At 62.3% G+C, this 25,687-nt stretch carries 27 protein-coding genes; 17 read left to right on the top strand and 10 right to left on the bottom strand.

Annotation, left to right across the window (positions count from 1 at the left end; translation table 11 throughout):
* Nucleotides 1–201: 201 nt before the first annotated feature.
* On the top strand, nt 202–423 hold the full coding sequence (locus C4901_RS13120; protein WP_110137713.1) for a hypothetical protein: 222 nt from the start codon (nt 202–204) through the stop codon (nt 421–423).
* Between the two features lie 18 nt (nt 424–441).
* On the opposite strand, the gene C4901_RS13115 is transcribed toward C4901_RS13120, so the two are convergent.
* Together C4901_RS13115 and C4901_RS13110 are read right to left on the bottom strand one after the other, a co-directional pair.
* The gene (locus C4901_RS13115; protein WP_110137712.1) at nt 442–645 is read right to left on the bottom strand and encodes a hypothetical protein; all 204 of its coding nucleotides are present in this window, start codon (nt 643–645) and stop codon (nt 442–444) included.
* Between the two features lie 93 nt (nt 646–738).
* Complete coding sequence (locus tag C4901_RS13110; protein WP_110138658.1) at nt 739–2,514, bottom strand: IS1634 family transposase; 1,776 nt, start codon at nt 2,512–2,514, stop codon at nt 739–741.
* 639 nt (nt 2,515–3,153) lie between these two features.
* On the opposite strand from C4901_RS13110, the gene C4901_RS13105 reads away from it, so the two are divergent.
* Entirely contained in the window at nt 3,154–5,892 is a 2,739-nt protein-coding gene (locus C4901_RS13105) for an EAL domain-containing protein (protein WP_168185726.1), read from the top strand.
* Nucleotides 5,893–5,990: 98 nt separating this feature from the next.
* Here the strand turns inward: C4901_RS13105 and soxB are convergent, their stop codons facing one another.
* The 8 genes from soxB to C4901_RS13060 all read right to left on the bottom strand — a co-directional run bounded on the left by soxB (nt 5,991) and on the right by C4901_RS13060 (nt 13,579).
* Nucleotides 5,991–7,772: a thiosulfohydrolase SoxB gene (gene soxB / locus C4901_RS13100; protein WP_110137710.1), complete on the bottom strand. Its 1,782-nt coding sequence runs from the start codon at nt 7,770–7,772 to the stop codon at nt 5,991–5,993.
* Nucleotides 7,773–7,957: 185 nt separating this feature from the next.
* Nucleotides 7,958–8,794, bottom strand: a complete 837-nt coding sequence (gene soxA / locus C4901_RS13095; RefSeq protein ID WP_110137709.1) for a sulfur oxidation c-type cytochrome SoxA — start codon at nt 8,792–8,794, stop codon at nt 7,958–7,960.
* 142 nt (nt 8,795–8,936) lie between these two features.
* On the bottom strand, nt 8,937–9,251 hold the full coding sequence (gene soxZ, locus C4901_RS18905) for a thiosulfate oxidation carrier complex protein SoxZ (protein WP_168185633.1): 315 nt from the start codon (nt 9,249–9,251) through the stop codon (nt 8,937–8,939).
* 10 nt (nt 9,252–9,261) lie between these two features.
* A complete protein-coding gene (locus C4901_RS13080; RefSeq protein WP_168185632.1) occupies nt 9,262–9,741 on the bottom strand; it encodes a thiosulfate oxidation carrier protein SoxY in 480 nt (159 codons plus the stop codon).
* Nucleotides 9,742–9,884: 143 nt separating this feature from the next.
* Complete coding sequence (gene soxX, locus C4901_RS13075) at nt 9,885–10,283, bottom strand: sulfur oxidation c-type cytochrome SoxX (RefSeq protein WP_110137706.1); 399 nt, start codon at nt 10,281–10,283, stop codon at nt 9,885–9,887.
* A gap of 144 nt (nt 10,284–10,427) precedes the next feature.
* On the bottom strand, nt 10,428–11,930 hold the full coding sequence (locus tag C4901_RS13070; RefSeq protein WP_145960727.1) for a M48 family metalloprotease: 1,503 nt from the start codon (nt 11,928–11,930) through the stop codon (nt 10,428–10,430).
* On the bottom strand, nt 11,873–12,178 hold the full coding sequence (locus C4901_RS13065; protein ID WP_110137704.1) for a hypothetical protein: 306 nt from the start codon (nt 12,176–12,178) through the stop codon (nt 11,873–11,875). Before C4901_RS13065 ends, C4901_RS13070 begins: the two co-directional genes overlap by 58 nt.
* A 189-nt stretch (nt 12,179–12,367) precedes the next feature.
* Complete coding sequence (locus tag C4901_RS13060; RefSeq protein WP_110137703.1) at nt 12,368–13,579, bottom strand: ISAzo13 family transposase; 1,212 nt, start codon at nt 13,577–13,579, stop codon at nt 12,368–12,370.
* Nucleotides 13,580–13,842: 263 nt separating this feature from the next.
* Between C4901_RS13060 and C4901_RS13055 the strand changes: the two genes are divergently transcribed.
* The 15 genes from C4901_RS13055 to C4901_RS12985 all read left to right on the top strand — a co-directional run bounded on the left by C4901_RS13055 (nt 13,843) and on the right by C4901_RS12985 (nt 25,685).
* Nucleotides 13,843–14,184, top strand: coding sequence for a rhodanese-like domain-containing protein (locus C4901_RS13055; RefSeq protein WP_110137702.1), 342 nt, complete (start codon nt 13,843–13,845; stop codon nt 14,182–14,184).
* A 146-nt stretch (nt 14,185–14,330) separates the two neighbouring features.
* Nucleotides 14,331–14,564 carry a sulfurtransferase TusA family protein gene (locus C4901_RS13050; RefSeq protein ID WP_065970968.1) on the top strand — a complete coding sequence of 78 codons (234 nt, stop codon included), beginning with the start codon at nt 14,331–14,333 and terminating at the stop codon, nt 14,562–14,564.
* Between the two features lie 28 nt (nt 14,565–14,592).
* Nucleotides 14,593–15,063 carry a DsrE/DsrF/DrsH-like family protein gene (locus C4901_RS13045; RefSeq protein WP_110137701.1) on the top strand — a complete coding sequence of 157 codons (471 nt, stop codon included), beginning with the start codon at nt 14,593–14,595 and terminating at the stop codon, nt 15,061–15,063.
* Between the two features lie 124 nt (nt 15,064–15,187).
* Nucleotides 15,188–15,865, top strand: a complete 678-nt coding sequence (locus tag C4901_RS13040) for a 4Fe-4S dicluster domain-containing protein (protein WP_110138657.1) — start codon at nt 15,188–15,190, stop codon at nt 15,863–15,865.
* Nucleotides 15,866–15,925: 60 nt separating this feature from the next.
* Nucleotides 15,926–17,338: a heterodisulfide reductase-related iron-sulfur binding cluster gene (locus tag C4901_RS13035; protein ID WP_110137700.1), complete on the top strand. Its 1,413-nt coding sequence runs from the start codon at nt 15,926–15,928 to the stop codon at nt 17,336–17,338.
* A gap of 3 nt (nt 17,339–17,341) precedes the next feature.
* On the top strand, nt 17,342–18,391 hold the full coding sequence (locus C4901_RS13030; protein ID WP_110137699.1) for an FAD-dependent oxidoreductase: 1,050 nt from the start codon (nt 17,342–17,344) through the stop codon (nt 18,389–18,391).
* Nucleotides 18,366–19,232: a hypothetical protein gene (locus tag C4901_RS13025; protein WP_110137698.1), complete on the top strand. Its 867-nt coding sequence runs from the start codon at nt 18,366–18,368 to the stop codon at nt 19,230–19,232. Before C4901_RS13030 ends, C4901_RS13025 begins: the two co-directional genes overlap by 26 nt.
* 24 nt (nt 19,233–19,256) lie before the next feature.
* Nucleotides 19,257–20,006 carry a 4Fe-4S dicluster domain-containing protein gene (locus C4901_RS13020; RefSeq protein ID WP_110137697.1) on the top strand — a complete coding sequence of 250 codons (750 nt, stop codon included), beginning with the start codon at nt 19,257–19,259 and terminating at the stop codon, nt 20,004–20,006.
* A complete protein-coding gene (locus C4901_RS13015; protein ID WP_110137696.1) occupies nt 19,999–20,910 on the top strand; it encodes a CoB--CoM heterodisulfide reductase iron-sulfur subunit B family protein in 912 nt (303 codons plus the stop codon). The genes C4901_RS13020 and C4901_RS13015 overlap by 8 nt, the downstream gene beginning before the upstream one ends.
* A 61-nt stretch (nt 20,911–20,971) precedes the next feature.
* A complete protein-coding gene (locus tag C4901_RS13010; RefSeq protein ID WP_110137695.1) occupies nt 20,972–21,418 on the top strand; it encodes a glycine cleavage system protein H in 447 nt (148 codons plus the stop codon).
* Complete coding sequence (locus C4901_RS13005; protein ID WP_065970987.1) at nt 21,418–21,816, top strand: DsrE family protein; 399 nt, start codon at nt 21,418–21,420, stop codon at nt 21,814–21,816. The genes C4901_RS13010 and C4901_RS13005 overlap by 1 nt, the downstream gene beginning before the upstream one ends.
* 97 nt (nt 21,817–21,913) lie before the next feature.
* A complete protein-coding gene (gene gcvH, locus C4901_RS13000; protein WP_110137694.1) occupies nt 21,914–22,351 on the top strand; it encodes a glycine cleavage system protein GcvH in 438 nt (145 codons plus the stop codon).
* A 49-nt stretch (nt 22,352–22,400) separates the two neighbouring features.
* The gene (locus C4901_RS12995) at nt 22,401–23,558 is read left to right on the top strand and encodes a radical SAM protein (protein WP_110137693.1); all 1,158 of its coding nucleotides are present in this window, start codon (nt 22,401–22,403) and stop codon (nt 23,556–23,558) included.
* Complete coding sequence (locus C4901_RS12990) at nt 23,555–24,643, top strand: biotin/lipoate A/B protein ligase family protein (RefSeq protein WP_110138656.1); 1,089 nt, start codon at nt 23,555–23,557, stop codon at nt 24,641–24,643. The genes C4901_RS12995 and C4901_RS12990 overlap by 4 nt, the downstream gene beginning before the upstream one ends.
* Complete coding sequence (locus tag C4901_RS12985; RefSeq protein ID WP_110137692.1) at nt 24,624–25,685, top strand: NAD(P)/FAD-dependent oxidoreductase; 1,062 nt, start codon at nt 24,624–24,626, stop codon at nt 25,683–25,685. The genes C4901_RS12990 and C4901_RS12985 overlap by 20 nt, the downstream gene beginning before the upstream one ends.
* Nucleotides 25,686–25,687 lie beyond the last annotated feature (2 nt).

Raw genomic sequence — 25,687 nt, 5'->3', positions numbered from 1 at the left:
AATTTTCCCATCCCCGTCAGGCATTATCGTCAGGTGGTGGCGTCTCCCAAACGCATCACCCTAAAAACCGCAGTTGACTTCACCTCCGAGCCGGTCAAAGCTAAGCCCGACGCCGGTTCGCGGCAATTGTGACGACCCCGGAGGACTCACCCCACGGGTGAGGCAAAACGGAAGGCCCTGAAGGCCCAATACCCGGTTGCGGTGGACACCTTCGGGGACCGTATCCACGTCCAGTGGAACCCGAAAGCGGCGGTCACGCCGCTTGGGCAATTGCCGTTCTTCATCGACTTCCTGAAGGTCAGTGGTGTCTTTGATGTCTGGGTGAAGGGCTGCTCGCTGCACTATGTCAGAAACGATGCCCCCGACAAGCGCGCGGTGCTCGCCACCTTCGTTCTTTCTTGCTCTCCCGACCCTGGCCCATAAATTCGGTGACGTATTTGCTCACGCAGCCTGGGCGGACATTTGCTCGTGCGCCTGGATTTTAGAGAGAAGCACCTCAAGGTCATGGCGCGTGAATTTCCATTCGAAAGGCCGGGCGGTGGCGCTGTAGTGATCCTGAAAGCGCAATAGACGATCCTCCAGTTGCGCCAGCGACTGGAAGTCGTTTGGGGTGAGCACCTTGCGCTGAACAATCGAGAAGTACACTTTGATCTGATTAAGCTGGAGTTGCTAGCTGCCCCGAAGAGATTTCCCTTGACATTCAAGCCTTTTCGCAGAAATCCGGTGGCCGCGTTCTGACTACACCACCAGCTGGTCGATCAGATCCATCGCGCGGCGCTGCAGCGGGTTCGATTGGGTCGTCACCGTAAAGGTCGGGGCGCCCTCTTCGGCGGAGGTGCAGCACGCATTGCCGGCCGCATGGCCGGTGTTGCGCACGATGGTGGCGAGCTCCGTGAGGAGTGTCGGGAAGCTGTGGATCGGGGTGCCGTCCTCGTGGTGCCGGCGCGCGACCTTCGCCTTCGCCGCCGCGGAGCGTTCGGCCGGCGCCACCGGGTCACGGGTGGCCTTGGCGGCTTGATCCTCGTCGGCAAAGAGCAGCTCGCGCCAGGCCTCCTTCAGGTGCCACTCGACATAGTAGGCCAACATGCAGAGGAAGATGTGGGCGCGGACTCTGTCGCTCAAACGGTGATGGATGGGACGGACCTTCAGGTCCACGGTCTTCATTGAGCGAAACGCGCGTTCGACCTGCGACAAGGATTTGTAATGGCGCACGCAGCAGGCAGCATCCAACCGCTCGGCGGGGACCGAGGTACGGATGATATACATGCCATCCAGGGCCGCCTCGGCGGCGATGGCGTCGGTCTTACGGACGAAGGTCAAGCTCGTATCGGTGATCGTCACACTCATGTGCTTGGCCATCTTATAGCGATTGATCACGCGGCCCACGGCCACGCCGATCTTGTCCTGGCCCTTCAGGCGTCCCGCGGCGATGCGGGCGGCGATCTTAGCGAGATCCTCTTCAGTCGCTTGTAAGAGCGCGGCGCGCTTGTGCGCCCGCAGGCTCGTCAACTGCGGGTTACGACAGGCCACGAGCCGCTCGCCGGGATAATCGGGATGGGTGATCTCGGCTAGGTTGCGTTCATCGACCGGCCATGCGGCCGGCAATGAAAGATCGGGCTGCAGAGTCTTGTCTTCCACGAGCGCGCGGATCGAGGCGCTCCTCAAGGCCGTGATCCAATCGATACCGCCCTGGTCCCGGAGGGCCGCAATCGCGGTGCTACTGATCATGCCGCGGTCGCCCACCATCACGAACTGCGTGATGCCGAAGTCGTCCTTGACGCGGGTGATCTCGGGCATCAACGTGGTGGGGTCGGCGGTGTTCCCCTCATGCACCGTGACCGCCACCGGGCAGCCCCGGTCATCGGTCATGAGCCCATAGTTCACCTGCAGGGTCCCGCGTCTTCCGTCGCGTGAGTAGCCTCTCCGGGCCAAGGGGCACGTCGTCCCTTCGAAGTAACTGGAACTCAAATCGTAGAGCACCAGGCCATCGGCCTTGAGATGGCGCGCGGCCAACTTCTTCTGGATGCGGTCCTGACGCATAAGCAGCCAGTCCATGGCCGCATAGCAGTCCTGCTCATCGGCCCAGGTGACCCCAAACGTGTCGGCGAGCGTGGTGGTCCCCCAAGAGCGGGTCGTGGCGAGCTTAGTCCGGGGGTCCAGGACGCGGGCGGCGATCAGGGCGAGTACGATGTCCCGCTCGCGACAGGGCTTGCCCGCAATCACCCCCGGAAGCCCCAGGCGCGCCATCATGCGCTGCACCGCATCCACATGCCCGTGGGGTTGCGAGCGTACGATCGTGAAGGCCTCTCCGAGCGGCACGAAGGTCTCGCCCTTCAAGCTGCGGTGGATCATGGCGATGAGCGGTTCCGGCAGATGCGAGAGATTGCCCAAGGTCTCGTTGCGGACCTTACCCCCTTCCCGGTAGCTGCGCCGCAGCAGATGGGAATGGTAGACCCGGCCCTTATAGTGGCGGGTCGTTGTCACTACGTAGGCGGCGCCTGTACGCTTTGGCATAGGCATTATATACGCCATATCCACGCGCATGTCAACGCATTATGCTGTATATTAGTGACTACACATCAACCCCCAAAAATCCCCCTAAATCCCAGAAAACCCCTGGAATCACCAGACCTTACGTGGAGGAGACGTTACTACGGCTGGGGCAAGTCTAGACTACCGCGCCAGCCTTCGACTCTGCTCACGCATTGTGGGCCGCATGGCCCATATCTCCGTCCGGGACGTCTCCGGCGGAGTAGTCGCCCGGACACGGGCCACCGGCCGGATTCGTCTGGCCGGCGTGTCTTGGCCTGAGCACGGAATCAAGCGCCAGAGGATAGGTGTGCGGTCCCTGGTGCATGCCCATGAACCGTGTGACTCGGCAAGAGACTTACCCGCTTGAGCGGGTTGAGGCACACAATGGCGCCTGTCAGCGGTTCATGCCTCCCGCTGACACCGGGCGGCGGCTGTCGGCCTGGTCCCTGGGCCGGGACCATTTTCTTGCCAGTTTCCGGGGAAATCCTTACACTCGGTAGGTATTTTGGCGCCCGGCCCTGTCGCCTTGTGGGGCGCACGCCGCGTACCCGCAATGGATGCGAGGCCTCGCGGGAAAACTCGAACAAGAAGAATGGGGGCGCATCCTCCCTCCAGGCGATCGTGAACATTATCCCATTCGTTCCTGTGATCACATGGTCCACATCCCTCGGCACGGGAATGGATACCGTCGATGATCACCATAAGCGGCTCTTTGCGCTATTCGACGCCTTGGCGGGTTGTGTTGCGCATGGGGTTTCGGGCAACGACCTGCGCGGGATCCTAGACGGGCTCGAAGGTTGTACGCGCGGCGCGTTTCTTGAAGAGTCGGCGCTCATGCGGCGCTGGCGTATCGATGCCGATCACCAGGCGCTCCATCTCGCCGCCCATCGCGGTTTCGCGGCCTTTCTCGGGCGGGCCCGGGCGTTGGTTTCACGGGAGCCCGCGGAGACCGCCCTGGATGCGCTGTTTTTCCTGGCGCAATGGCTCTTGCACCATGCCCTCGAGGTCGATCGGCACATGGTGCGACAGATCTGCGCGGCGCAGGCCGGGCAGGTGGCGGCAAGTGATGGTCCTGTGCAAAAGGTCCGGGATGCGCTCATTACGGCGGTCACGCAATTGTCAGACGCGCTCGGCGAGCGGACCTACGACCTCTCGCGACAACGCCAGCGGCTCACCGATCTCCAGAATCTCTATCGGGCGCTGGTCATGTCCGCCGATGTCCTGATTCAAGGCAATCGCGAACACGAGATGCTGCAGAACCTTTGCGAGCAGTTGGCGCGCACGGTATTTCATACCGCCTGGATCGGGCGCCCCGGTGTCAACGGCGTCTTCGACGTGCTGGCGATTTCAGGCTCCGGCGCGGGGCAGGTCGAGGAGGCGCGGCCGCGCCTGACCCAGGAACGAAACGCGTCGCTCGTCGTCCAGGCGTGGCGCACCGGCATGGCCATGGTATGCAACGATACGCTGGCGGAAAATACTCTCGCCCCATGGCATGCGACCTTCGCCAGGAACGGATGGCGCAGCCTTATCGCCCTTCCGGTGGTGCGCGCAGGCGCGCTGTGGGCGGTTCTGGCGCTGGCCTCGCCCCGCCGCCAGACATTCGACGAACAAACCGTGGACCTTTGTCATCGTATCGGCTCGTTGCTGACTTACGGTCTGGACGAGCTCGATGTGAAGACGCGCGTACAGGACATGCAGGTCGAGGAATCGCGTTCGGCGCGCACCGATGCCCTGACCGGCCTCCCCAATCGCCGTGCCTTCAATGAGAGAATGGAGCAGGCCTTTGCTGGCAGCGACGGCGAGGGGCACAGGCTCGCGGTCGTGATGATCGATCTGGACGGCTTCAAGCTCATAAACGATGTCCATGGGCACGAGGCCGGCGACGGCATTCTGAGGGTCATCGCCGGGCGCCTGCGTCACGGCCTACGACACGCGGATTTCGTGGCGCGCTGGGGCGGCGACGAGTTCGTCGTGCTCCTGGATGATTGCGGTTGTGGTGACGATGTGGCGGCGGTTTTGGAGAAGCTCGGCGCCATCGTCCGCGAGCCCGTGGAGATTGCCGGGATGCCGCCGACCTGTCTGGACCTTAGCGCCGGCGTTTGCATCGGGGCCTCCGGTCCGGTCACGAACCCCGACATCCTAGTGCGTCATGCCGACCGCGCCCTCTACGAGAGCAAGGAGCGCCGCGGAGACCGGCTGCGGTTCTGGGCCTGCCATGGCGAGCCGCTACCACGGCGCCTCAATAGGGCGCAGGCGCTCGTACGCGACGGTGACTTCGCGGTCCTCTATCAACCGATCTTCGATCGTCGCCTGGGTACGGTGGTGCGGGTGGAGGCCCTCCCGCATCTGCGTGATGAGGCCGGGGATAAGCTCGCGCCCGGTCAGTTCCTCCAGGACTTGAATGACGATGACCTGCGCCAGCTGACACAAGGTGTGCTCCGCCAATGTCTGGAGGATAGGGGTCGGCTCGCGGCCTCCGGCCTTTCCATTGCCATGTCCGCAAATGTCGATGCCGCGACCGTCGATGATCGGCTGGTGACATTTCTTCGCGAGGTGTGCGCCGGCCGGTCACAGGATGCGGCGGCGTGCCTGACCTTGGAGATCCATCGCGGCGGCGATCTTCTGGGGCGCCAAGATACGCACGACCTGTTGCGCGATTTACGCGCCCTGGGTGTGCGGCTTGCCCTCGACGACGTGGGCAGTCTCTATTCGTCTCTGCTGTGCCTGAAGGATCTTCCGATCGACGAGATCAAGCTCGATCAGGCGTTCGTCCGGACCCTCGAAGCGCGTCCGGAAGGGATCGTGTTCACGGTCGCCATGCGCGATCTGGCGCTGAATCTTGGTGTCGATATGGTGGCCGAGGGCGTGGAGACCGAGGATATCCGGGACGCGATCTCCGTGCTGGAGGTGCCGCTCCTGCAAGGCTACGCCCTGGCGAGACCCATGACACTGGAGGATCTTGCCGTGGTTCTCGGCAAGCCCGGTTGCGCCGAAATCCGGCGCCCGACGAGCCTCCTTGGTGTCTACGCACGCCACAGGGAATATGATCAATGGGTTCGCCGGCATATTCGAGGCCGGTGGCTTTTGCCCATGCGGCCCGAGGTCTTGGAGGTCGGCGCCTGTCCGGTCGGTGTCGATTTGGAGCGCTTGGGCTTCGCGCCCCGGCACGATTTACGGGTTCGGCACGCGCGCTACCATGAGTGCCTGGGGCAGATCGCGCAAAGTCCCTTCGACAACGGGCGCGCGCGGGTCGATGATGCCGGCTGGCAGGCCATCGAGGCCGCGCACCAGGCGTTTCTGGAGGCGATCCTGGGCGTTTACCGGGACCCGGGGCGAGCGGATGGTCTCGAGGTCGTATAGGGCCGGTCGGGCTCGCGGGTGCGCCAGGCACCGCCGGGGCGGGACGGACCGGCCAAAAAAAGGACCGCACCGGGCGGTCCTGGCAAGGGGGAGGGCACCTAGGTGCCCGTCATGGTCTTTTTGGGGGTAGGCCACGGCGCGTAGCCGGGGTTGCCGGTTATGCCCGTGAGCCGCGGTGTGTAGGGGACGTCGATACGTACCGTTTTCTGATCGCGCAGATATTCGGTGACCACATCCCAGATCTTTTTACCCGGATGCTTGGGGCGATAGACGTCCGCCCAGCCCGACACCGTATAGCGTTTGTTGGGCTCTATGGGCTTGCCGTTCAGGAGCCGCAGATCGGAGATCCTGTGCCCGATGTTGCGCATCGGGGCCATGGTGTAGGTAAAGCCGCCCACGCGCACCATGTCGCCGCCCTGCTGATAATAGGGATCCTTGTTGAAGAGGTTGTCGGCGATCTGTTCGAGGGTGTTTTTCAGCTGCTTGCCCGTATAGGTGTCAAGGGTTGTCGCCGGATAGGTGATCGCCGTCTGGTTCATGACGTCTTCCATCGTGATCGGTTCGCCCGGCAAGAGGCTCGTGCCCCAACGAAAGCCGGGCGACAATGCGAGCTGCGCGCCCGATACCGCGAGCTGCGCGTCGACGATCAGCTGATCGAAGGTGCCGTTGAAGTTTCCGCGACGAAAGAGCAGACCTTCGGTCACGGCGAGCTTCTCGGCCAGCTTGTCTTTGTATGGCGCGCGTACCTTCTCGATGTAGGTGGCCATTTCCGGGTCGGCCGGCAACAGGTCCGCGAATATGGGCATGAGGCGCGACCGGTAACCCTTCACGCGGCCGCCACGCACGTCGAGATCCAGGACCAGCAGGAATTTGGTATTGGAGCCGGAGTTGAAGACCAGCGTCGTCCCGCCGCTATTGCGCACCGGGACGGGCTCGGCCTCGGCATCATGGGTGTGTCCGCCGAGGATGACGTCGATCCCGTGCACCTGGTGCGCCATCTTCAGGTCCACGTCCATGCCGTTGTGCGAGAGCACGGCAACGACGTGAGCGCCCTTGGCGCGCACCTCATCCACGGTCTTTTGCATATTCGACTGGTCGATGCCGAACTGCCAGTCCGGGACCATGTACGCCGGGTTGGCGATCGGTGTGTAGGGGAAGGCCTGACCGATGATGGCGACCGGTACGCCGTTCACCTCGCGCATCATGTAGGGGGGGAAGACCAGCGAACCCCAGGTGGAATTATTGACGTTCTGGGCGAGGAATTCGATATGACCTTTCAGTTCGGTGTTGATGGCCTGCATGACGCGCTTGGCCCCATAGGTGAACTCCCAATGGGCGGTCATGGCATCGACGCCGAGGAGTTTTTGCGCCCCGATCATATCGCGCCCCTCGGTCCACATCGAGGTCGCCGATCCTTGCCAGGTGTCACCGCCATCGAGGAACAGGTTGCGCCCGGCGCGCTCGCCGCGCACCTTCTTCAGAAGCGTCGCGAGGTGGGCAAAGCCGCCGATCTTGCCGTAGCGCCGCGAGGCCTCGGTGAAATCCAGGTAGGTGAAGGCGTTTGCCCGACGCCCCCCGAACGGGATCTTGAAATAACGAAGATAGTGCTCACCTACGAGGTGCGGCGGGCGCCCCCAGGCGTGGCCCACGCCGATATTGATATTGGGTTCACGGAAATCGACGGGCAACAGCTGCGCATGGCAGTCGGTCATGTGCAGAAGGCTCACATTGCCATAGACCGGCATGTCGTAGAGATGGTTGGCCGCCGCGGTCGTGCTCTCGCCGCGGTGCATACGATCCATGCTGCAGCCGGCCAGTCCGGTACCGGCCGCCCCGGCGACCGCCAACATCTGCAAGAATTCTCGTCGTGACAAGCTCATAAGCGTCTACTCCTCGCGCTTGTTCAAAAGTCGGGTGGTGGGCAGCGCCTTGTGGGAGACTACCGCAACGGACCTTACGTCTGAGTGGAGCGACGTGGTCTCCTGAGAGACGCGGCGGGATGGGATTCTATTCCCGGCATGACAAGGCCGCCCGCGGGCGGCCTTGTCGCAAGGTGCGCCGACTCCTAGGGGCGTTGGCTCGGGGCGCTCTCGGGAAGCCCGGTGTTCATGTACATCTGGTAGAACTCGAGATCCCGGTACTGGACGCTCTCCGGCTTGAAGGGGGCCGCACCTACCTTCTTGTTGCAGCCCTGATAGCGCTTGGCGAGTGTTCCCAGGGTACCCCACGCCGATCGGTAGGCGGGAAAGTCGACGCCTTGACCCAAAGCGGCGCCGATTATGTTGCCGCGAAGCCGCTTGCCCGCGTTCCACACGTGGCAGGTGGCGCACGAGAAGTTGAGCTGGCCGCGGCGTGCCCAGAAGAAATGTTCGCCGGCGTAGAAGGCCTTGACGGCGCCCGGTGAATTGATCTCGATCTCCACCGGTTTGCCATAGGACAGGTGCTTTACGTACGCGTCGATATCGGCCATGGGACCGGTCGTCACGTTTTTATAGGGCGCCGCGCCATTGCGTACCCGGCAGGTGTTTATGTCCATGACGAGAGTGCGCACTTCCTTGGTGGCCGGATCCCAGTAGGGGTAATGCGTGGCGATGCCGACGCCGCCATTCTTAAAGCAGCTCGCGTAGGTATTGCCGTCCTTGAAGGGTGTGTTCCAGAGCCGCTTGCCACGGTCCAGGGCGAAGGTATAAGACGGGAACTCCATGATCTGCTTCCATTGCGCGCGCAGATTCTTGGCGGCCGGCATGGCATACACGCCGTTTGCGTAATCCTTGAACGGTACGTTCGGGAAACGCTTGCGGAAGTAGGCCTGGAACTTGTGCATGTCCGATTGCGGCGTGGCCTGTGCCACGAGGGGCGCGAGCAACGCCGCAGCTAATACCAGGGTGGCGGATGTCTTCATGGATTCTTCCTCACGGGGCTTGCCCTAACTCACATGGGTCTGGGCGTGCCCGGTCATGCCCTCGTTATCGATCCAGTCGACGGTGACGAGATCGCCCTTTTTCGCGTGGGTGAGCTTCACGGCGATGAGCGGGTCCTTGGCCCTAACTCACATGGGTCTGGGCGTGCCCGGTCATGCCCTCGTTATCGATCCAGTCGACGGTGACGAGATCGCCCTTTTTCGCGTGGGTGAGCTTCACGGCGATGAGCGGGTCCTTGGAGATGGCGATGCTCATGTCGGTGATGACCGCGGGCTTGTGGTTGACGGCGACGGTCAGGGTCTTGATGAAATGGGCCGGGATGATCTTGTGGGTGACCTTGCTGCGCACAAGGCCGGTGTCCATGGGATGGTTGACCAGCACCAGGACCTCGGTGATGCCATGCATGGTGCGCGTCTTCATCTTGGTGGCGATATGCATAAATCCTCCGTTAGCCTCCACAGCCGCCGATCGTGACCTTGACCTTGCGGGCCATGGTATGGACCTTGTCTTTGGTCGCCACATAGGCATGGACCATCGAGGTCTTGCCCATCTTGATGCGGACATTGAAAAAGCCCAGGGCCCCGGGGGTCAGGTGCACGATCGTGACCAGCGGGAAGGGGTTCTTGTCGACCGTCAACACGAGCTTTTCGGGGTGTGGCACATGGCTTTCTATGACCATCGGCACCACCGCGCCGTTTTCGGCCTCGAGCGGCGCATGCAGGTGCAGGCCGCCCTGCACGATCGGCCGGTGGCCAAAAAGCTCATGCAAGAGCACCGGGATCTTCTTTTCATGAAAGACCGCCTGCGGCCAGACCGGCCAGGTACGGGCCAGGGCCTCGGCCGGGCGTAGCAGGCCGGCACCTGCCGCCACCGCCAGGGCCGAACCCGAGAACGCCTGCTTCAAGAAGGTTCTGCGTGGAAGGTTCACAGACCGGCCAGGTACGGGCCAGGGCCTCGGCCGGGCGTAGCAGGCCGGCACCTGCCGCCACCGCCAGGGCCGAACCCGAGAACGCCTGCTTCAAGAAGGTTCTGCGTGGAAGGTTCATGCCATCATCCTATTTTTTAAGGAGTTTAAAGGGTCCAAAGGAAATCCACGACCTCGCGGATCTGCGCCTTGGTGAGGATGTGATCCTTGCCAAAGGGTGGCATAGCCGTGTAGGGATCGTTGATCGTCGGATCATAGATTTGCTCGAACAGCGCCTGCTTGTTCGGGAAGCGCTTGCGCAGGTCGCGGAGTGCCGGACCGATATTGCCGTCCATCGTCGTTCCAGCGATGACATGGCAGGCCATGCAGTTACCCAATGCGCGGTTGATGACGATGCATCCACCCTTTACGGCGGGATTCGTGGGGTGGGCGGCGCATTCTTTCGGTGTGGGGGCCCGGCCGGCGGCCATGGCCAGGGGCGCGAGAAGCAGGCCGACGCCCACGGCAAGTCCCCGTACCGCGCGCAACGCGGTCTTAGTGCCCATGCTTCCTCCTAGTGCTTAAACTGTCAGCGGTATTTTTATAGTGATGGCGAGCGCCCATGGGCGCGGCCGCCGCTTCAAACATAGCGATCGATCCGTGGCGGCGTCAAGGGAATATTCAGGCGCGGCCGGACGTCGCGGCACATGTCACGGGAAGGTCGGCGGGGCCGTCCAGCCCTCCTTGAAGGCCACTTTCAGGGTCTTTAACCGGGCGCGCGCGGCCGGTCGCGTGGCAAATGGCGCCGCCAGGCGCAGTTCCGCGGCCGCCCCCTGACCGTCACCCTCGAGAAACAGGGATTCGGCCAAGGCCTCGTGGGCATGCAGATAATCGTGGCGCCGTCCGTAGACGTGGGCCAGCGCGCGGTACAGGTCGGGACGATAGGGCGCACGCTCGATGAGGCGCTTGATGAGTCGATGGGCGGCCGTGATGTCGCCGGCATCGAGCAGGGTGCGGGCCGTGAGTACCCCGATCCAAAGACTTTGCGGCCGCAGGGCGCGCGCCCCGCGCAGCACCGCGATCGCCGCGCGCAGATGCCCCGTCTCGCGCCAGAGCTCGGCCAGGGTCATGCGATAGGCAACCACCCGCGGCGAGTTCGCGATGAGGACCCCGAGCTGGTGTCGGGCCTTCGTGAGGCGACCGAGTCGCATGTCTGCGAGGGCCTCGCCGTAGCGCCGGGCGCCGGGGTCATGGCGGCCCGAAAGTTCGTGCGCAAGCCGGGCGGCGGCCGTGTACGGACTGCCTTCGCGGGCCATGAGTGCCGCCTGGAAGCGGTCGAAGGACGGGCGGTCGGGGATCGGGGGGTTGGGGTAGCGCGCGGCGAGATTCTCGGTCTCGGCGATGCGAATGTCGGTGGCCGGATGCGTGCGCCAGGACTCCGGTACATTGACGCTCATGAAGCGGTCATAGGTCTTGAGGCGCCTGAAGAAGGCGGCCATGGCGTGTGGATTGAAACCCGCGCGCGCCATGGTGCGCAGTCCGAAATGATCGGCCTCGGATTCATAACCGCGCCGGTGCTTCAGTGTCTCGCTCGCAAGGCCGGCCGAGCTCAATGACATGGCCGCGGCGCCGCCCTCGAATTGCGATGTGCCCATAAGCAGCGCCCCGGCGAGTACTCCGACGAGCGCGGCCCATGACAACTTGTGGGACAGGGCGATGAGACGCGGAATGTGGCGTTGCGTGTCGTGCGAGATCTCGTGCGACATCACGGCCGCAAGTTCGTCTTCATTGCGCGCGGCAATGATCGCCCCGGTATTGATGAAGACATAACCCCCCGGGACCGAGAAGGCGTTGACGACCGGGTTCTTCAGGATATAAAAGTGGAAATCGATCTGTGGATCGAAGCTTGCGGCCACCAGCCGCCGGCCCAGGGCGCGGACGAACGCCAAGGCATCCGGATTGTGAACAAAACGGTAGGTCTTTAGCGCATGCACCAGAAAGGCCTTCCCGAAGGCCGTTTGCTGGGCGCGCGACATGACGACCGCAGACGGGTGCCCGAGATTCGGGAGGTCACCCAGACCGCCTACGGCCGGGTTGGCGGAAAGCAGGGCAAGCAGCGCAAAGCCGAGCCGTTTGCCCACGATGCGTCGGCCCGTTACTTCCCCAGCGCGGGTGAGCTCGAATACCGCTCCATGACGGTGCGATCGGTCCACGACGACTCCTTCAGGACGGCATCCGGTATCCGGAATTGGAGCTCCTTGCTGACCGCGGTCTCTTTCACGATCTTCAGGATCTGGTCGTATCCGATCTTGTAGAGAAAACCGCTGTGGTCGGTCTTGCGGGCGATCATGAAGGCATCGTAGAGGCGGTACACGTAAAGGTTCGCGGGACGTACCTTTCCGTCATAATCCCGCCAAGTCACGGTGTAGCGGGTATCGGGCTTGAAGTCATCTTTTTTCAAGGTCTTATGTCTCCAACATTCGGCGTGCGCGGGACTCTAGCACGAGCGGTCAGGGCGGGCAACGCCGCAGGCCTGCGTATCTTGGCGGCGCGAGCAGCCTGTAAAAATCGATGCCCCGATCGGCGCAAGAAATCGAGTGACCGACGTGATGCGCAACACTAAGGGCCTGTGAAATAATAACCTGAGCAGTTACGCCGAGGACCGTTGTGGCCTCAGGGTGTAGTTCCACTCGCCGTGGAAGGGGTGGGGTTCGAGTGCGAGCGCCTTCATCTCTTGCGCCGAAACCTTGATTCCCCGTTTGTATGTCTTGCGATCCAGGCGCGCTTTGACGATCAGGCCGGTCCGCGTCTTCGTCCCGGCAATGAGATTGACGATGGTGCGATAGTCCGTCAACGGTTGCCCTCTCCAGTTCATGGTGATGAAAGAGAACAGTCGATGCTCGATCTTGTTCCATTTGCTCGTGCCGGGCGGAAAGTGACACACCGTAATCGTCAGTCCCTGTTCCGTCGCGAAGGTCTGCAGCTCTCGCTTCCACAGCGAGAGCCGATACCCGTTACTGCCCCCACTGTCAGCGCAGATCAGCAGGCGACGGGCGCGCGGATAACGGGGTCGGCCCATATGCCTCCACCATTGGCGAATGCTTTCGACCGCAAATTCGGCGGTATCGGAACTCATCCCCACGTTGACCCAACCGGTGTTCTGGCCGATGTCATAGACACCGTAAGGCACGGCCTTGGGTACCTCCGGATCGGGGAAATCGTGTGTGAGCACTTCGATGGCATCCCCCTTCGGGCGCCATTGCTGGCCGGCATTTTTGTAGTTTCCTACGAGCTCTTTTTTCTTGGTGTCCACTGAGATCACCGGCAGGCGGCCTCGTAATGCGGCACTCGCCTGGTCGCTGATGTAGCGAAATTGCGCATCCCGATCCGCATGATCCACCGTTCCCTCCGAACTCTTGCGGTTCCCCTGCAGCGTATAATCCAACTCATGCAGCAGATTCGCAACAGTATGGTAGCTGATGGTGTATCCGGCTTGTGCGAGCGCCGCTTCCAAGGTCCTCGTGCTGCGCGAAGTCCAGCGCAACGGCGACTGCGGATCGCCGCGCACGGTCGGTTCGATCAGCGCCTCGAGCGTCTCCGCCAACCGCGGCTGGTGTGCGCTTAGCCGTTTTCGGCCCCCGCCCGCGGCCCGCACCCGTTCGGATGGCGCGCCCGCCTCCAGATCCGCTAGTCCCCGGTAGATCGTTTGACGGCTCATCCCGGTCGCGCGCGCCACGGCCTGCACGCCGCCGCGTCCGTACCCTCGCGCCTCGACCGCCGCCACTATCCGCCGCTGCCTTTCGTTCATCAGCGGCAGTACCACCGCCAACTTCTCGCGTAGCGCCTTTTCTCGCAGATCCATGCAACAGAATGTACCGCCCATCCAGCGCAATGTCTAGTTTATTGTTTCACAGCACCTAATGACCCCCGTGGATGGCCGGCGCGCCGCGCGATTGCGGCCGGTAGTCCACGAATGCGCGGGCGGGCAATCATTGGAAATTTTTGGGACGCCAAACGCGGATTTTATGCCTCGCCCAGTGCTTGCAACCCATCCGGAAAGGGTGCATTCTCGCGGGCTACATCAGTATTTCACGACCTAGTTACATAGAGAGGCTTTGCCCGATTATGGTCGCATTCCAGGACCTGGATCCCATGGACCTTCAAAAGCTCCTGCAGGAGGGCGATGACAATCTCGTCCTCGTCGATGTACGTACCCCGGCGGAGGTAGCGCGCGGGGCGATCCCGGGGGCACAATCCATCCCCCTCCATCTCCTTCCCCTGAACGCCGGATTGCTTGACAAAGCCCAACCGGTGGTCTTTTATTGCCAATCCGGCGCAAGGTCAGCGCAGGCCTGCATGTATTTGCGGCAGCAGGGGCACGACAAGCTCTACAATTTGCGCGGCGGCATCGTGGCGTGGGCACGAAACGGCCTGCCAATCGCCCCTATTGATGAGCGGGCCCCGTGAGGTCCGGGACCGGCCGCGGGTCCCTGGCGTCGGGTCGGGGTTTGCGATAGGCAGTTATACGGAAGGCCGTCCCATCGGCTCGTGGGCCAGATGCCCTGGATGCCGTGAGGGCGAAGTCTTAAAATACTCACACAACTGGAGGAAATATGGCGAACTTCGATAAGGAACTGGATGCCCGCGGTTTGAACTGTCCGTTACCGATCCTGCGCACCAAGAAGGCGCTGAATGACCTCACCGGCGGACAGACCCTGAGGGTCGTGGCCACCGACCCCGGCGCTATCAAGGATTTTCAGGCCTTTGCCAAACAGACCGGCAATGAGCTTGTCGAATCGGGAGAGGCAAACGGGGAGTTCACGTTTGTGCTCCGGAAAAAGGCATAGTTGACCACGGTCAACAGGAGACGCCCCTATGACCACCAAAAAGCTTGCCATCATCGCTACGAAGGGCACGTTGGACTGGGGCTACCCGCCCTTCATCCTTGCCTCCACCGCGGCCGCCCTGGGATATGACGTCCAGATCTTCTTCACCTTCTACGGCCTGCAGTTGCTCCGTAAGAGCCTCGATCACCTGAAGGTCACCTCGCTTGGTAACCCCGGCATGCCCATGCCGATGCCCATGCCGGTGCTGCTGCAGGCCCTGCCGGGCATGCAGAGCATGATGACGGCCATGATGAAGCAGAAGATGAAATCGAAGGGAGTGGCGAGCCTCGAGGATCTGCGGAATCTCTGCGCCGAGGCCGATGTCAAAATGATCGGCTGCCAGATGACCGTAGACCTTTTCGGGTTCAGCCCCAGCGATTTTATTTCGGGGATCGAGATGGGCGGTGCCGCGACCTTCTTCGAGTTTGCGGGCGAGTCGGATATCTGCCTCTTTATGTAGGGTTTTGTTTATTACCTGTATTCTGCGGCCCTGGGATAGACGCCAGGGGCGGTGTCGGGTAAACTATCAGTAGTTTCTAATATTCCGAAGCGTCGAAGGAGCAATCATGGCGACCTACGCGGAGATGCGAGAGATTTATGACGATATTCGTAACGATTTTCGTTACGATCACGAATTGAATGGTTGTCTCAACTGCGGTGTCTGCACCGCGACCTGCCCCGCCGCCCACTTCTACGACTTTAGTCCCCGCGAAATCGTCCAGCTCCTCTGGACCGAAAACGTCGAACAAATCTACGATGCCATGCAGGAAAAGATCTGGGCGTGCGCGCAGTGCATGACCTGCGCGGCGCGTTGTCCGTTCAAGAACTCGCCTGGCGGACTCATCGCCATCATGCGCGAGGTCTCGATCAAGCATGGCATGCAGTCGGCCAAGGATGTGCTTCGGCCTTTTGGCCGGGTGATGTTGAAGCTGATCACGACCGGGAACCAGTTGTCGCCGGACATGATCCAACCTGATCACTTCCCGGATTGGGGCCCGAACATCCAGAAGGTCGAAGGCGATCTCAAGATCTTGCGCAAGGCCATACCGGTGCGCACGCTCCAGACCACCGAGACCGCCTGGGAGGTATCACTCAAGACCTCGGTGGAGATGTACACGATTTGGGAGATGACGGGCGTGATGGACGCCCTGCAGATCGTCGATGAAAACCTCTTTGACGTCATCGAGGATTTCATCGACGAGAAGCGCGAGGACTACAGCGACTGGCTGGAAGCCCAGGAGGACCAGAAGAAGGACGACTAAGCAGTCGGACTTCACGTCGGTCCAGAATGTGACGTTTGTAGAGCCGTGAGGAGACATCATATGAAACCTACCGAACAGAGCCCCGGCAACCATAACGCCTCGGCTGCCGGCGCTGGCGCCGGCACCATGAAACCCGGATTCCATAATACCGACGGACAGGGAATCGCCGGTCACGGGTCGTTTTTCCAGCAGACCAATCTCTCGGGGGCCGATGCCGCCAAGGCCACGGAATGGGTGAGAAAACAGATCGACCGGCGCACCCTTGACCTCGCCGACCGTATGGACGACATCCGCGACCATATGTGGGAGCTGGAAAAGGACGGCCAGATCATCGTGCATCGCATCACAGACGAGCACGAGCCCAAGATGGTGAAGACCCTCTTTGGTTGGGACAAGAAGATCCCGACCAAGCAGCTCTGGCACCACAAGTCCTGCGGCCAGTGCGGCAATATCCCCGGTTACCCCACCTCCCTCCTGTGGTTCATGAACAAGTTCGGTTATGTCCCCGGCAAGGATTATCTGGACGAGACCGATCAGACCTCGTGCACCGCGTGGAACTACCATGGCTCGGGTATCGGCAACGTCGAGTCGCTGGCCGCCGTGTTCCTGCGCAACTTCCACCAGGCTTATGTGTCGGGCAAGCAGCATGGGTTCGAACTGGGCCATTTCTTTCCGCTCGTGCATTGCGGGACGTCGTTTGGGAATTACAAGGAGATCCGCAAATATCTGATCGAGTCGTCGGAATTGCGCGAGAAGGTCACAAAGATCCTTGGCAAGCTCGGCCGGCTCGTCGACGGCAAGCTCGTGATTCCCGAGGAGATCGTGCACTACTCCGAGTGGGTGCATGTCATGCGCAACCGTATCGCCTCCGAGCTGCAGACGATCGACATGTCCAACATTCGCGTGACCATGCACGTGGCGTGCCATTACTACAAGATGGTGCACGAGGATGCCATTTATGATGCCGAGACCCTGAACGGTAACCGCACCGCCATAGGGACCGCGATCGCCGAGGCCCTCGGTGCTCAGGTGATCGATTACTCGACGTGGTACGACTGCTGTGGTTTCGGGTTCCGCCACATCATCTCGGAACGCGAGTTTACGCGTTCGTTCACCATGGACCGCAAGATCAAGGTGGCGCGCCAGGAAGCCAATGCCGACGTCATGATCGGCAACGACACCGGGTGCATCACGACCATGGACAAGAACCAGTGGATCGGCAAGGCGCATGGTCAGAACTTCCAGGTGCCGATCATGGCCGACGTCCAGCTCGCGGCGCTGGCCTGTGGGGCGGACCCGTTCAAGATCGTGCAGCTCCAATGGCACGCAAGCCCCTGCGAGGAACTCGTCGAGAAGATGGGCATCGACTGGAACAAGGCGAAGGGTGATTTCGAGAAATACCTGAAGCAGGTCGAGCAGGGCAACATCGAATATCTCTATAATCCTGAGTTGGCTTTGGGGGGCAAGGCGTAAGTGATGCAAAAAACGGTGCTGGTGGTTGGGGCCGGGCCCGCGGGGCTCGCGGCGGCGGCAGGGGTGGCTGGCAGCGGCGCGCAGGCGGTGCTGGTCGAGAAGGCGGCGAAGCTCGGCGGTACGCCGATATTGTCCGGCTACGCTAAGCTCGTGCCGTCCGGCGAGTGGGCGCGCGACGCCATGGGCCGCATGGTCAAGCGCGTCGAGGACTCAAAGAACGTCACGATCCACAAGGAGACGAAGGTGACGAAGCTTGCCGGCGAGGCCGGGAACTTCACCGCGACCTTGTCGAACGGCAAGACGGTCGAGTGCGCATCGGTCATCCTGGCCACGGGCTTTACCCATTTCGACTCGATCAACAAGCCGGAGTGGGGCTTTGGGACCTTCGAGGACGTCGTGACAACGACCCAGGTCGAACAGATGGTGGCGGCCGGCAAGGTCGCCTGTCCCTCGGACGGCCGCGTTCCCGAGCGGGTCGCGATTCTTCTGTGCGTGGGCTCGCGGGATCGGCAGATCGGGCGCGAGTGGTGTTCCAAGATCTGCTGCACGGTGTCGACGAACCTTGCCATGGAGATCAAGGAGCTTTCGCCCACGACGGATGTGTTCATCTATTACATGGACATCCGGACCTTCGGTCTTTACGAGGACCGCTTTTACTGGAAGTCGCAGGAAGAGTTCAAGACCAAGTTCGTCAAGGCGCGTATCGCCGAGGTGACGCGCGCCCCCGACGGCCGCCTGCTCGTCAAGGGTGAGGATACGCTCGTCAAGCGCCCGATCGTGATCCCCATGGACTTGGTCGTGCACGCGGTGGGTATGGACCCGAATGAGGACAATCCGGAGATCGCGCGGGTGTTTGGCGTCGGGCTCGAGAAGCACGGGTTCATCGATCGCGCCGAGCATTACACGAACACCTGCGGGACCACCCGCCGGGGGATCTATGCGGTGGGCGCGGCGTTGGCCCCCGAGACGATCGATGACTCGATCTCGCAAGGCACGGCGGCCGCTCTGCGCGCCGTCGCGGACATGAATGCTCTGGTTCAAAAGAGCGCCTGAGGGCGCCGCAGGCAACAGCACCGGCGGCGAGATCGTCGAACCGGCGGCGCTCGCGGTGGAGCTCGATGGGCGGGTGTTTGCCCAGAAGTTCGCGCGGTTTCTGGAGATCCTGGGCGAGGAGGGCGGGATTGATCCGTTCATCTCGGCGCTCGAGGTGAAGCACCAGTTGTTTGCCAAAGTGCTCGGGCGCGAGGGTCTGGACGGTTTCGACCTCGAGGCCCTGGAGACCCTGGTCGAGACGGTGATGCCGGCGCGTAAGCGCGTATGGCCGTCGCTCGAGGCCTATGGGGCCGTGCCGGTGCGCGAGGCGGTGCGTGATCTGCTGTATGGCGCGCGCCCCCTCGGGGAACGGCTGGCTTTGTTCACGCAGGGGGTGCCGGTGGTGAGTGATGGCACACCCAAGGGCGAGCGCAAGGTGCGTCGCGCGCTCACGGATCTCGGGGCGGAGATGTTGCATTTCCGGGCCCCCGTCCAGTACCCGCTCATGACCCGCTGGGTGTGGGATCAGGCGGTGCACGCCGGCGCGTTGCGGGAGTTTGTGAAGGGCGGGGATACCTTGGATAAGGTGCCGCTTGGAAGCGATCCCGGGATCTACGAGGCCGGGCGGCGGTGGTTGGCCGAGCGCATGGCCGAAAATGGCCTGTACCGAAACCCCGAGTTCATCGTCGACGTATTTTTGGCGCATGCCTACGCCGACTATATGCGCGCGCTGTCGAGCGGCATGGGGCTCTTGAACGCGGATTTCGGTGGCAAAGGGGATCCGCTCGAGGTGGTAAAGAAGCTTTTGGGGATAGACGCGGCGCGGCGCACGGATTCGCGCGTGAAGAAGGTGCTGCATTGAGCGCAACGAGGAGAGAAGGCTGACATGGCTATTCACGAAAAGACACTCATCGACGCGGACCGGCTCCAGACGAGCGACAACCTGGTGTTGGACGGCGTCGATGTGTCCGGGCACTGGAACACGATGGTGTTGCCACGGTATCTGACGGACTACGATACGGATTTCGCGCGCCAGATCCGCACCTTTTCGGGCGGCGAGAACGTGCATCGCTGCTGGCAGTGCGGATCGTGCACGAATTCATGCACGGTGTATGCACAGAACACCGATTTCAATCCCCGCTACTGGATCTATCTCACCAACCTGGGTCTGAAGAACGACATCCTGAAGGACAAGGACATCATCTGGACCTGCGTGTCGTGCAACCGGTGCACGAATATCTGCCCGAAGGATGTGAAGCCCGAGGGGGTGATGAAGGCGCTGGCCCACTGGCTCGAGGAGGAGGGGCATACGCCCGAGAGTCGATCGTCGATATTCGATGACGAATTCCTGGGGCAGGTGTATGAGACCGGCCGCATCGAGGATACGCGCGTCCTGATCAATTTCCTGCGCAAGACCAACCAGTCCCTGACGCCCCCGTGGCTGATCGAGATCGGCAAGCGCATGACCAAGTATTTGCCGCTCGGCTTTCTCACGCACATGGGGCTGCACCTTGTGTTCAAGCCGCGCACGAAGTCGTGGGGCCGGACCGGTGAGGTCCTGCGCGAATATGTCCGCGAACAGAAAGAGGTCGCGCGCAAGACGCGCGCCATGCCAAAGGAGGCAGTCCATGTCTAAAGTTGCCTATTATCCCGGCTGCGCGCTCGAGGGTTCCGGCGGTCCCTACGACAAGTCGACGCGCGTGCTGGTCGACAAGCTCGGCCTCAAGATGGAGAACCTCGAGGATTACAGCTGCTGCGGCGCGATGGAGGTGAAGAACATTCACCCGATGCTTCAGACCTACATGTCGGCGCGTAATCTTGCCATCGCGAGCGAGCAGATGGGTTACGACACCGTCATGGCCCCGTGCAACGGCTGCTACCACAACCTGAAAAAGACCGAGTACGAACTGGCCACCTCGGAAGAGCACCTGAAGACCGTTCAAGATCTCGCCAAGAAGGCCGATGACCCGGTGTACAAGGGCGATGTGCGCACCGTCCATCTGCTCGAGTGGCTGATGGAGGAGTTGGGACCGGAGGGCATCAAGGCCAAGATGTCGAAGAGCCTGAAGGGTCTGAAGATCGCCAACTACTACGGCTGCATGTATACGCGCCCGCGCCAGATCTTCCCCGAGAAGGATCAGGGGCCGGGCTCGGAGTCGAGCTACAAACCCCATTTCATGGACGATCTGCTGGCGGCGGCGGGCGCCGAGAACGTCGACTTTCCTTTGAAGACCGCGTGTTGTGGCGGAGCCCATACCCTCTCGGATTCCGATACCTCGACGCAGCTCGTACTGAACATCCTGCAGGCCGCCGAGGAGGCCGGCGCCGAGATCATCGCGACGGAATGTCCGACCTGTCACTCGGGGCTCGAGATGCACCAGGTGCGCGCCGAAAAGGAGTTTGGAATCACCACCAACGTGAAGATCGTCTACTTTACGCAACTCCTGGGGCTTGCCATGGGGATGTCGCCGCGTAAGATGGGGATTCACGAGAACATCAGTGACTCCATGGGGTTCTTGAAGGAGAAGGGCGTAGCCTGAGGCGGCGCGAGGGCTCGGCCTTCACGTCACTGGGAAAGAGCATACACGGACCGGGGGTCTGGTGGAGTATAACGGCTGCGAGTTTCGTCCTGAGCTGTACTACGACCGTGAATTCCAGATCTGGCTCAGGCGCGAGGAGAATGGCGCGATCACGATCGGCATGACCGATATCTCGCAGACGATCGCCGGCAAGATCCTGCATGCGCGGGTGCGCCGGCCGGGGACCATGCGTCCGGCCGGCAAGCCGGTGGCGACGATTGAGAGCGGCAAGTGGGCGGGACCTATTCCCAACGTCTTCGATTGCGTGATCGAGGAGGGGAACCGCGAGGTGCTGGATGACCCGAACCTGCTGAACGTCGAGCCCTACGAGGCATGGGTCGCGCGCGTGCGGCCGGTGGCATCCGTGGATGAGGTCCTGGCGGCGCTCGTTACCGGCGAGAAAGCGGCGCGTGGTTACGGTGAACGCTGCGCTCGCGAGGACATCAAGTGCACGCGGGGTGTACGGTAATGGCCGACGACCATTTTCTCGACAACGACGAAAAGTCCGTTCTTATCGTCATGACAAGCGGTCCATCGACACCACACCGCTGCGCCACGCCGTTTTACCTGGGCGCAATCCTGGCGTCGATGGATGCTGATGTGCGGATATTCTTCACCATGGAGGGTGTAAATCTCCTGAAGAAGGGCGTGGCCGAGAATTTGACGGCCATGGAAGGCGGCAAGCGCGTCATTGATTTCATACGTGACGCCAAGGCGGCGGGTGTGAAGCTGCATCTGTGTCTGCCGGCCCTGCCGGGCTATAAAATCGACGAGAAAGCGGATATTATCGCTGAGGTCGACGAGTGTTCCGGTGGTGGGACGCTGGCTGACTTGATATTGTCCTGCGACAAGGTCCTGTTTTTTTAGCGTTTTCCGGGATCGGACATACTAGGGATTGAAACCTGCTCCGCATCGGCATTATGTATGGCGGGGTTATTTCTGACGAAACGGGAGGCTTTGCTGAATGGCTTCAGTACGCGGCTGTAATATTCCGGAAGACTTGAGTTACAACGTCGATAACAACGTATGGGCCCGACGCGAAGCTGATGGCACCGTAACCGTTGGATTGACGGCGTATGCGTGCTCGCTTGCAGGCGAGATCGTGGCCTACACGCCGAAGAAGGCCGGCAAGGACATCGCCAAGGATAAGTCCTGCGCGACCGTCGAGTCGGGCAAGTGGGTGGGGCCGGTGAAGACCCCGGTCACGGGATCGGTGGTGGCGATCAATGATGCCGTCGCGAGCAAGCCGGGCCTTATCAACAAGGATCCCTACGGCGAGGGCTGGGTGGTGAAGATGAAGCCCAGCGATTGGGACGGGGAGTCCAAGTCCTTGAAGACGGGCGGTGATGCGGTATCGGCCTTCGAGGCAAAGATGGACAGCGAAGGCTTCAAGGGCTGTTAAGGCCGAAGGCGCGAGATGATCGCGCCTTTCGCGTTTTCAAAGGGGCCTTATGAGCGCTTGGTCGGAAATCCTCGAGGCAGTCGAACCGCTGGAAGATCTGGCGTTCGATGGCGGTCTTGTGGAACGCCTGGCGGCGTCCGAGGGGGCGCTTCCGGGGATCCATTTCTACACGCCGACATTCAAGAGCTACGCGAGCAGCGAGATCCGGGACTGCGGGCGCAGTGCGTGGCCCGCGATCTCGATCACGGGCGGCGACTGCAAGCTTAACTGCGACCACTGCAAGGCCAAGATCCTGGAGCCCATGATCCCGGCGCGCAGCCCCGAGGAGTTGTGGCGCGCGGTCAACGGGATCGTCGAGCAGGGCGCGGGGGGCATGCTGTTGACGGGTGGCTCGAACCACCGCAACGAGGTCGAATACGACCGCTACTATCCCACCATCCGGCGCATCAAAGACGAGTTCCCGCACTTTCGTATCGCCATGCACACAGCGCTCGTGGATGACGCCATCGCCGGGCGCATGGCCGATGCCGGGATCGACGCCGCCATGATGGATGTGATCGGTGCGCAGGACACGATTACCCAGGTGTACCATCTGCGGCGCGCGGTTGACGATTTCGAGCGGGCCCTGGAGGCGCTTACGACGACCTCCATGAAGGTCGTGCCGCACATCGTGGTCGGGCTGCATTATGGCCAGCTGCTTGGGGAATGGAACGCGCTGGAGATCGTGGCGCGGCACAAGCCCTCGGCTTTGGTATTGGTGGTGGTCATGCCGACTTACGCCGGCGAACTGCGGCCGTTCGCGACGCCCGACCCCCATGAGGTGGGGCAGTTTTTCGGGGATGCGCGCATGGTCTTGCCGGATGTGCCGTTGCTGCTGGGGTGTGCGCGACCGGCGGGATCCGTGAAGAGCCTGATCGACGCCTACGCGGTCATGGCCGGGGTGGATGGTATGGCGCATCCGAGCGACGGCATGGTGGAACTCGCCGCGCGTCTGGATCGGCCGGTACGTGTCACGCCGGCGTGCTGCTCGATCGCGGTAGGCGACGAGGTCATGGCGATGAGCGGATCGGATTCGGGGCTCGAGATCGATCTTGACGAGATCGTCCGGCATGAGCGTGAACGGCGCGCGGCGCGCAAGCGCCAGTCGGTATTCGGCGAGATCAAGGTGGTAGGCGGCGAAGAACGGTCGGGTTGCTGCGGGACATGAGCCGCGCCTGGCGCCTTATCGATACCGGCATGAGGTCGGCGGCCGAGAACATGGCGCTGGATCGGGCGCTGCTGGAGTCCTGTCAGGCGGGCGCCCCCAATACTTTGCGTTTTTTGCGCTTCGAGCCGTCGGCGCTCATCGGCTTCCATCAGAGTGTCTCCCAGGAACTGGATATCGATTACTGCCGCCGGGAAGGTATTGCGATCTCGCGGCGCATAACCGGTGGCGGGGCGCTTTACTGCGATCAGGGGCAGATCGGCTGGGAGCTTTTCGTGGACCGGCGCACATTCGCCACCGGCGACATGCTCGCGATTGCGCGCCAGGTGTGCGGTATCGCGGTCGAGGGGTTGCGGTCCCTGGGCGTGGATGCCGCGTTCCGCCCGCGCAATGACATCGAGGTGGCGGGCCGCAAGATCGGCGGGACCGGCGGGGCCTTCGATGGCAATGCCTTGCTCTATCAGGGGACGGTGCTGATCGATTTCGACGTCGAGCGTATGCTGCGGGTGTTGCGCATACCCCAGGAAAAGCTTTCCGACAAGGCCATTGCCTCGGCGCGGGAGCGGATAACGACCTTGCGGGCCTGGCTTTCGGATGATACGCCATCGGTGGCAACGGTGCAGGCGACATTGACGCGGGCGTTCGCGCAAGGCCTGGGCGTGACCCTCGAGGCCGAGGATCTGAGCGCCGTCGAGCGCGATCTGTATGAGCGCTACCAGGTCGAGATGGCCGGCGACGACTGGATCTTCGAGACCGACAGGCCCAGGATCGAGGTGGCGACCGCAAGCGCCATGCGCAAGACCGCAGGCGGACTGGTGCGGGTGATGGCGACGGTGGATACGGCGCGCGAGCGCCTAAAGCAGGTCTTCATCACCGGGGACTTCTTTATCAATCCGCGGCGCGCGATCGTCGATCTCGAGGCCGCCCTGCGCGACCTGGCGCTGGAGCGGGTCGATGAGACGGTGGACGCGTTCTTTAAAAACCGCGCGATCGAGATGTTGTTGTTGACGCCTGAGGACCTCAAGGCGGTGTTGCATGAGGCCTTGAGATCGCTTGAGCCCCAAGGTCATGAACGCGTCGGCGTTTGATGTCCTGGTCATAGGGCTCGGGCCTGGCGGGGCGTCGGCGGCGGCGGTCGCGGCGCGCGCCGGCCTCTCGGTGCTGGCCATCGACAAGCGCCGCACGATCGGCGAGCCCGTGCAGTGCGCGGAGTTCGTGCCGCTCACCATGGGGCGCTACGCCAAGCCGGCGCTCGTGCAAAGGATTGCGGGCATGCGCAGCGTGCTGCCCTCCGGGGCCTGCGAGCATTCGGATTTTCCGGGGCTCATGGTCGACCGCGCGAGGTTCGATCAGGCGTTGGCGGCCGAGGCATCCAAGGCTGGGGCGATGTTGCGTATCCAGACCGCGCTAAAAGGGCTCGAGCACGGTCAGCGCGCGGCCGTCCTGCGGGGCCCCGAGGGCCACATCGAGCATGCCCATTACAAGGTCCTGATCGCAGCCGACGGCCCGCATTCGACGGTTGCGCGCTGCGTGGGGCTTGCGCCGCTGAAGACCGTGGAGACGCGTCAATACCAGGTGCCGCTGCAGCGTCCTTATGACGACACGGATATCTGGCTTTCCGATGAATTTCCCGGCGGTTATGGCTGGCTGTTCCCGCGCGGTCCGGTGGCCAATGTCGGGCTTGGGGCGGATCGACGCCTGGCGGGGGACCTGAAGGCGCCGCTCGAACGGTTGCACGCAACACTCATGCGTGATGAGGTCGTGGGCGCGGAGGTCTTGGGGCGTACCGGCGGCAGCATCCCGGTCGGTGGACTACGTACCCCCCTGGTGCATGACGACATCTTGTTCGTGGGCGATGCCGCGGGCCTCACCCATCCCATCACCGGGGCCGGCATCGCCAGCGCGGTGGTGTCGGGCGAGCGCGCGGGGCTGGCGGCGGCCGAGTTTCTGGCCAGCGGTACGACATTGGACGAATATGCGGCGGACATGCAAGACGAGTTTGCCGAGAGCCTGGCGCGCGCCGTGGCGCGCCGGGAATGGTTGATGGAGCGCTGGCATACGCCGGCGGCCCATTTGGACGAGACCCACAAGCGCGGCTGGATCGCGTTTCGTGAATACTTCGTACGTTAAGT

Source organism: Acidiferrobacter sp. SPIII_3, from assembly GCF_003184265.1.
Lineage (GTDB): Bacteria > Pseudomonadota > Gammaproteobacteria > Acidiferrobacterales > Acidiferrobacteraceae > Acidiferrobacter.
This window is presented reverse-complemented; position numbering and strand designations above follow the sequence as displayed.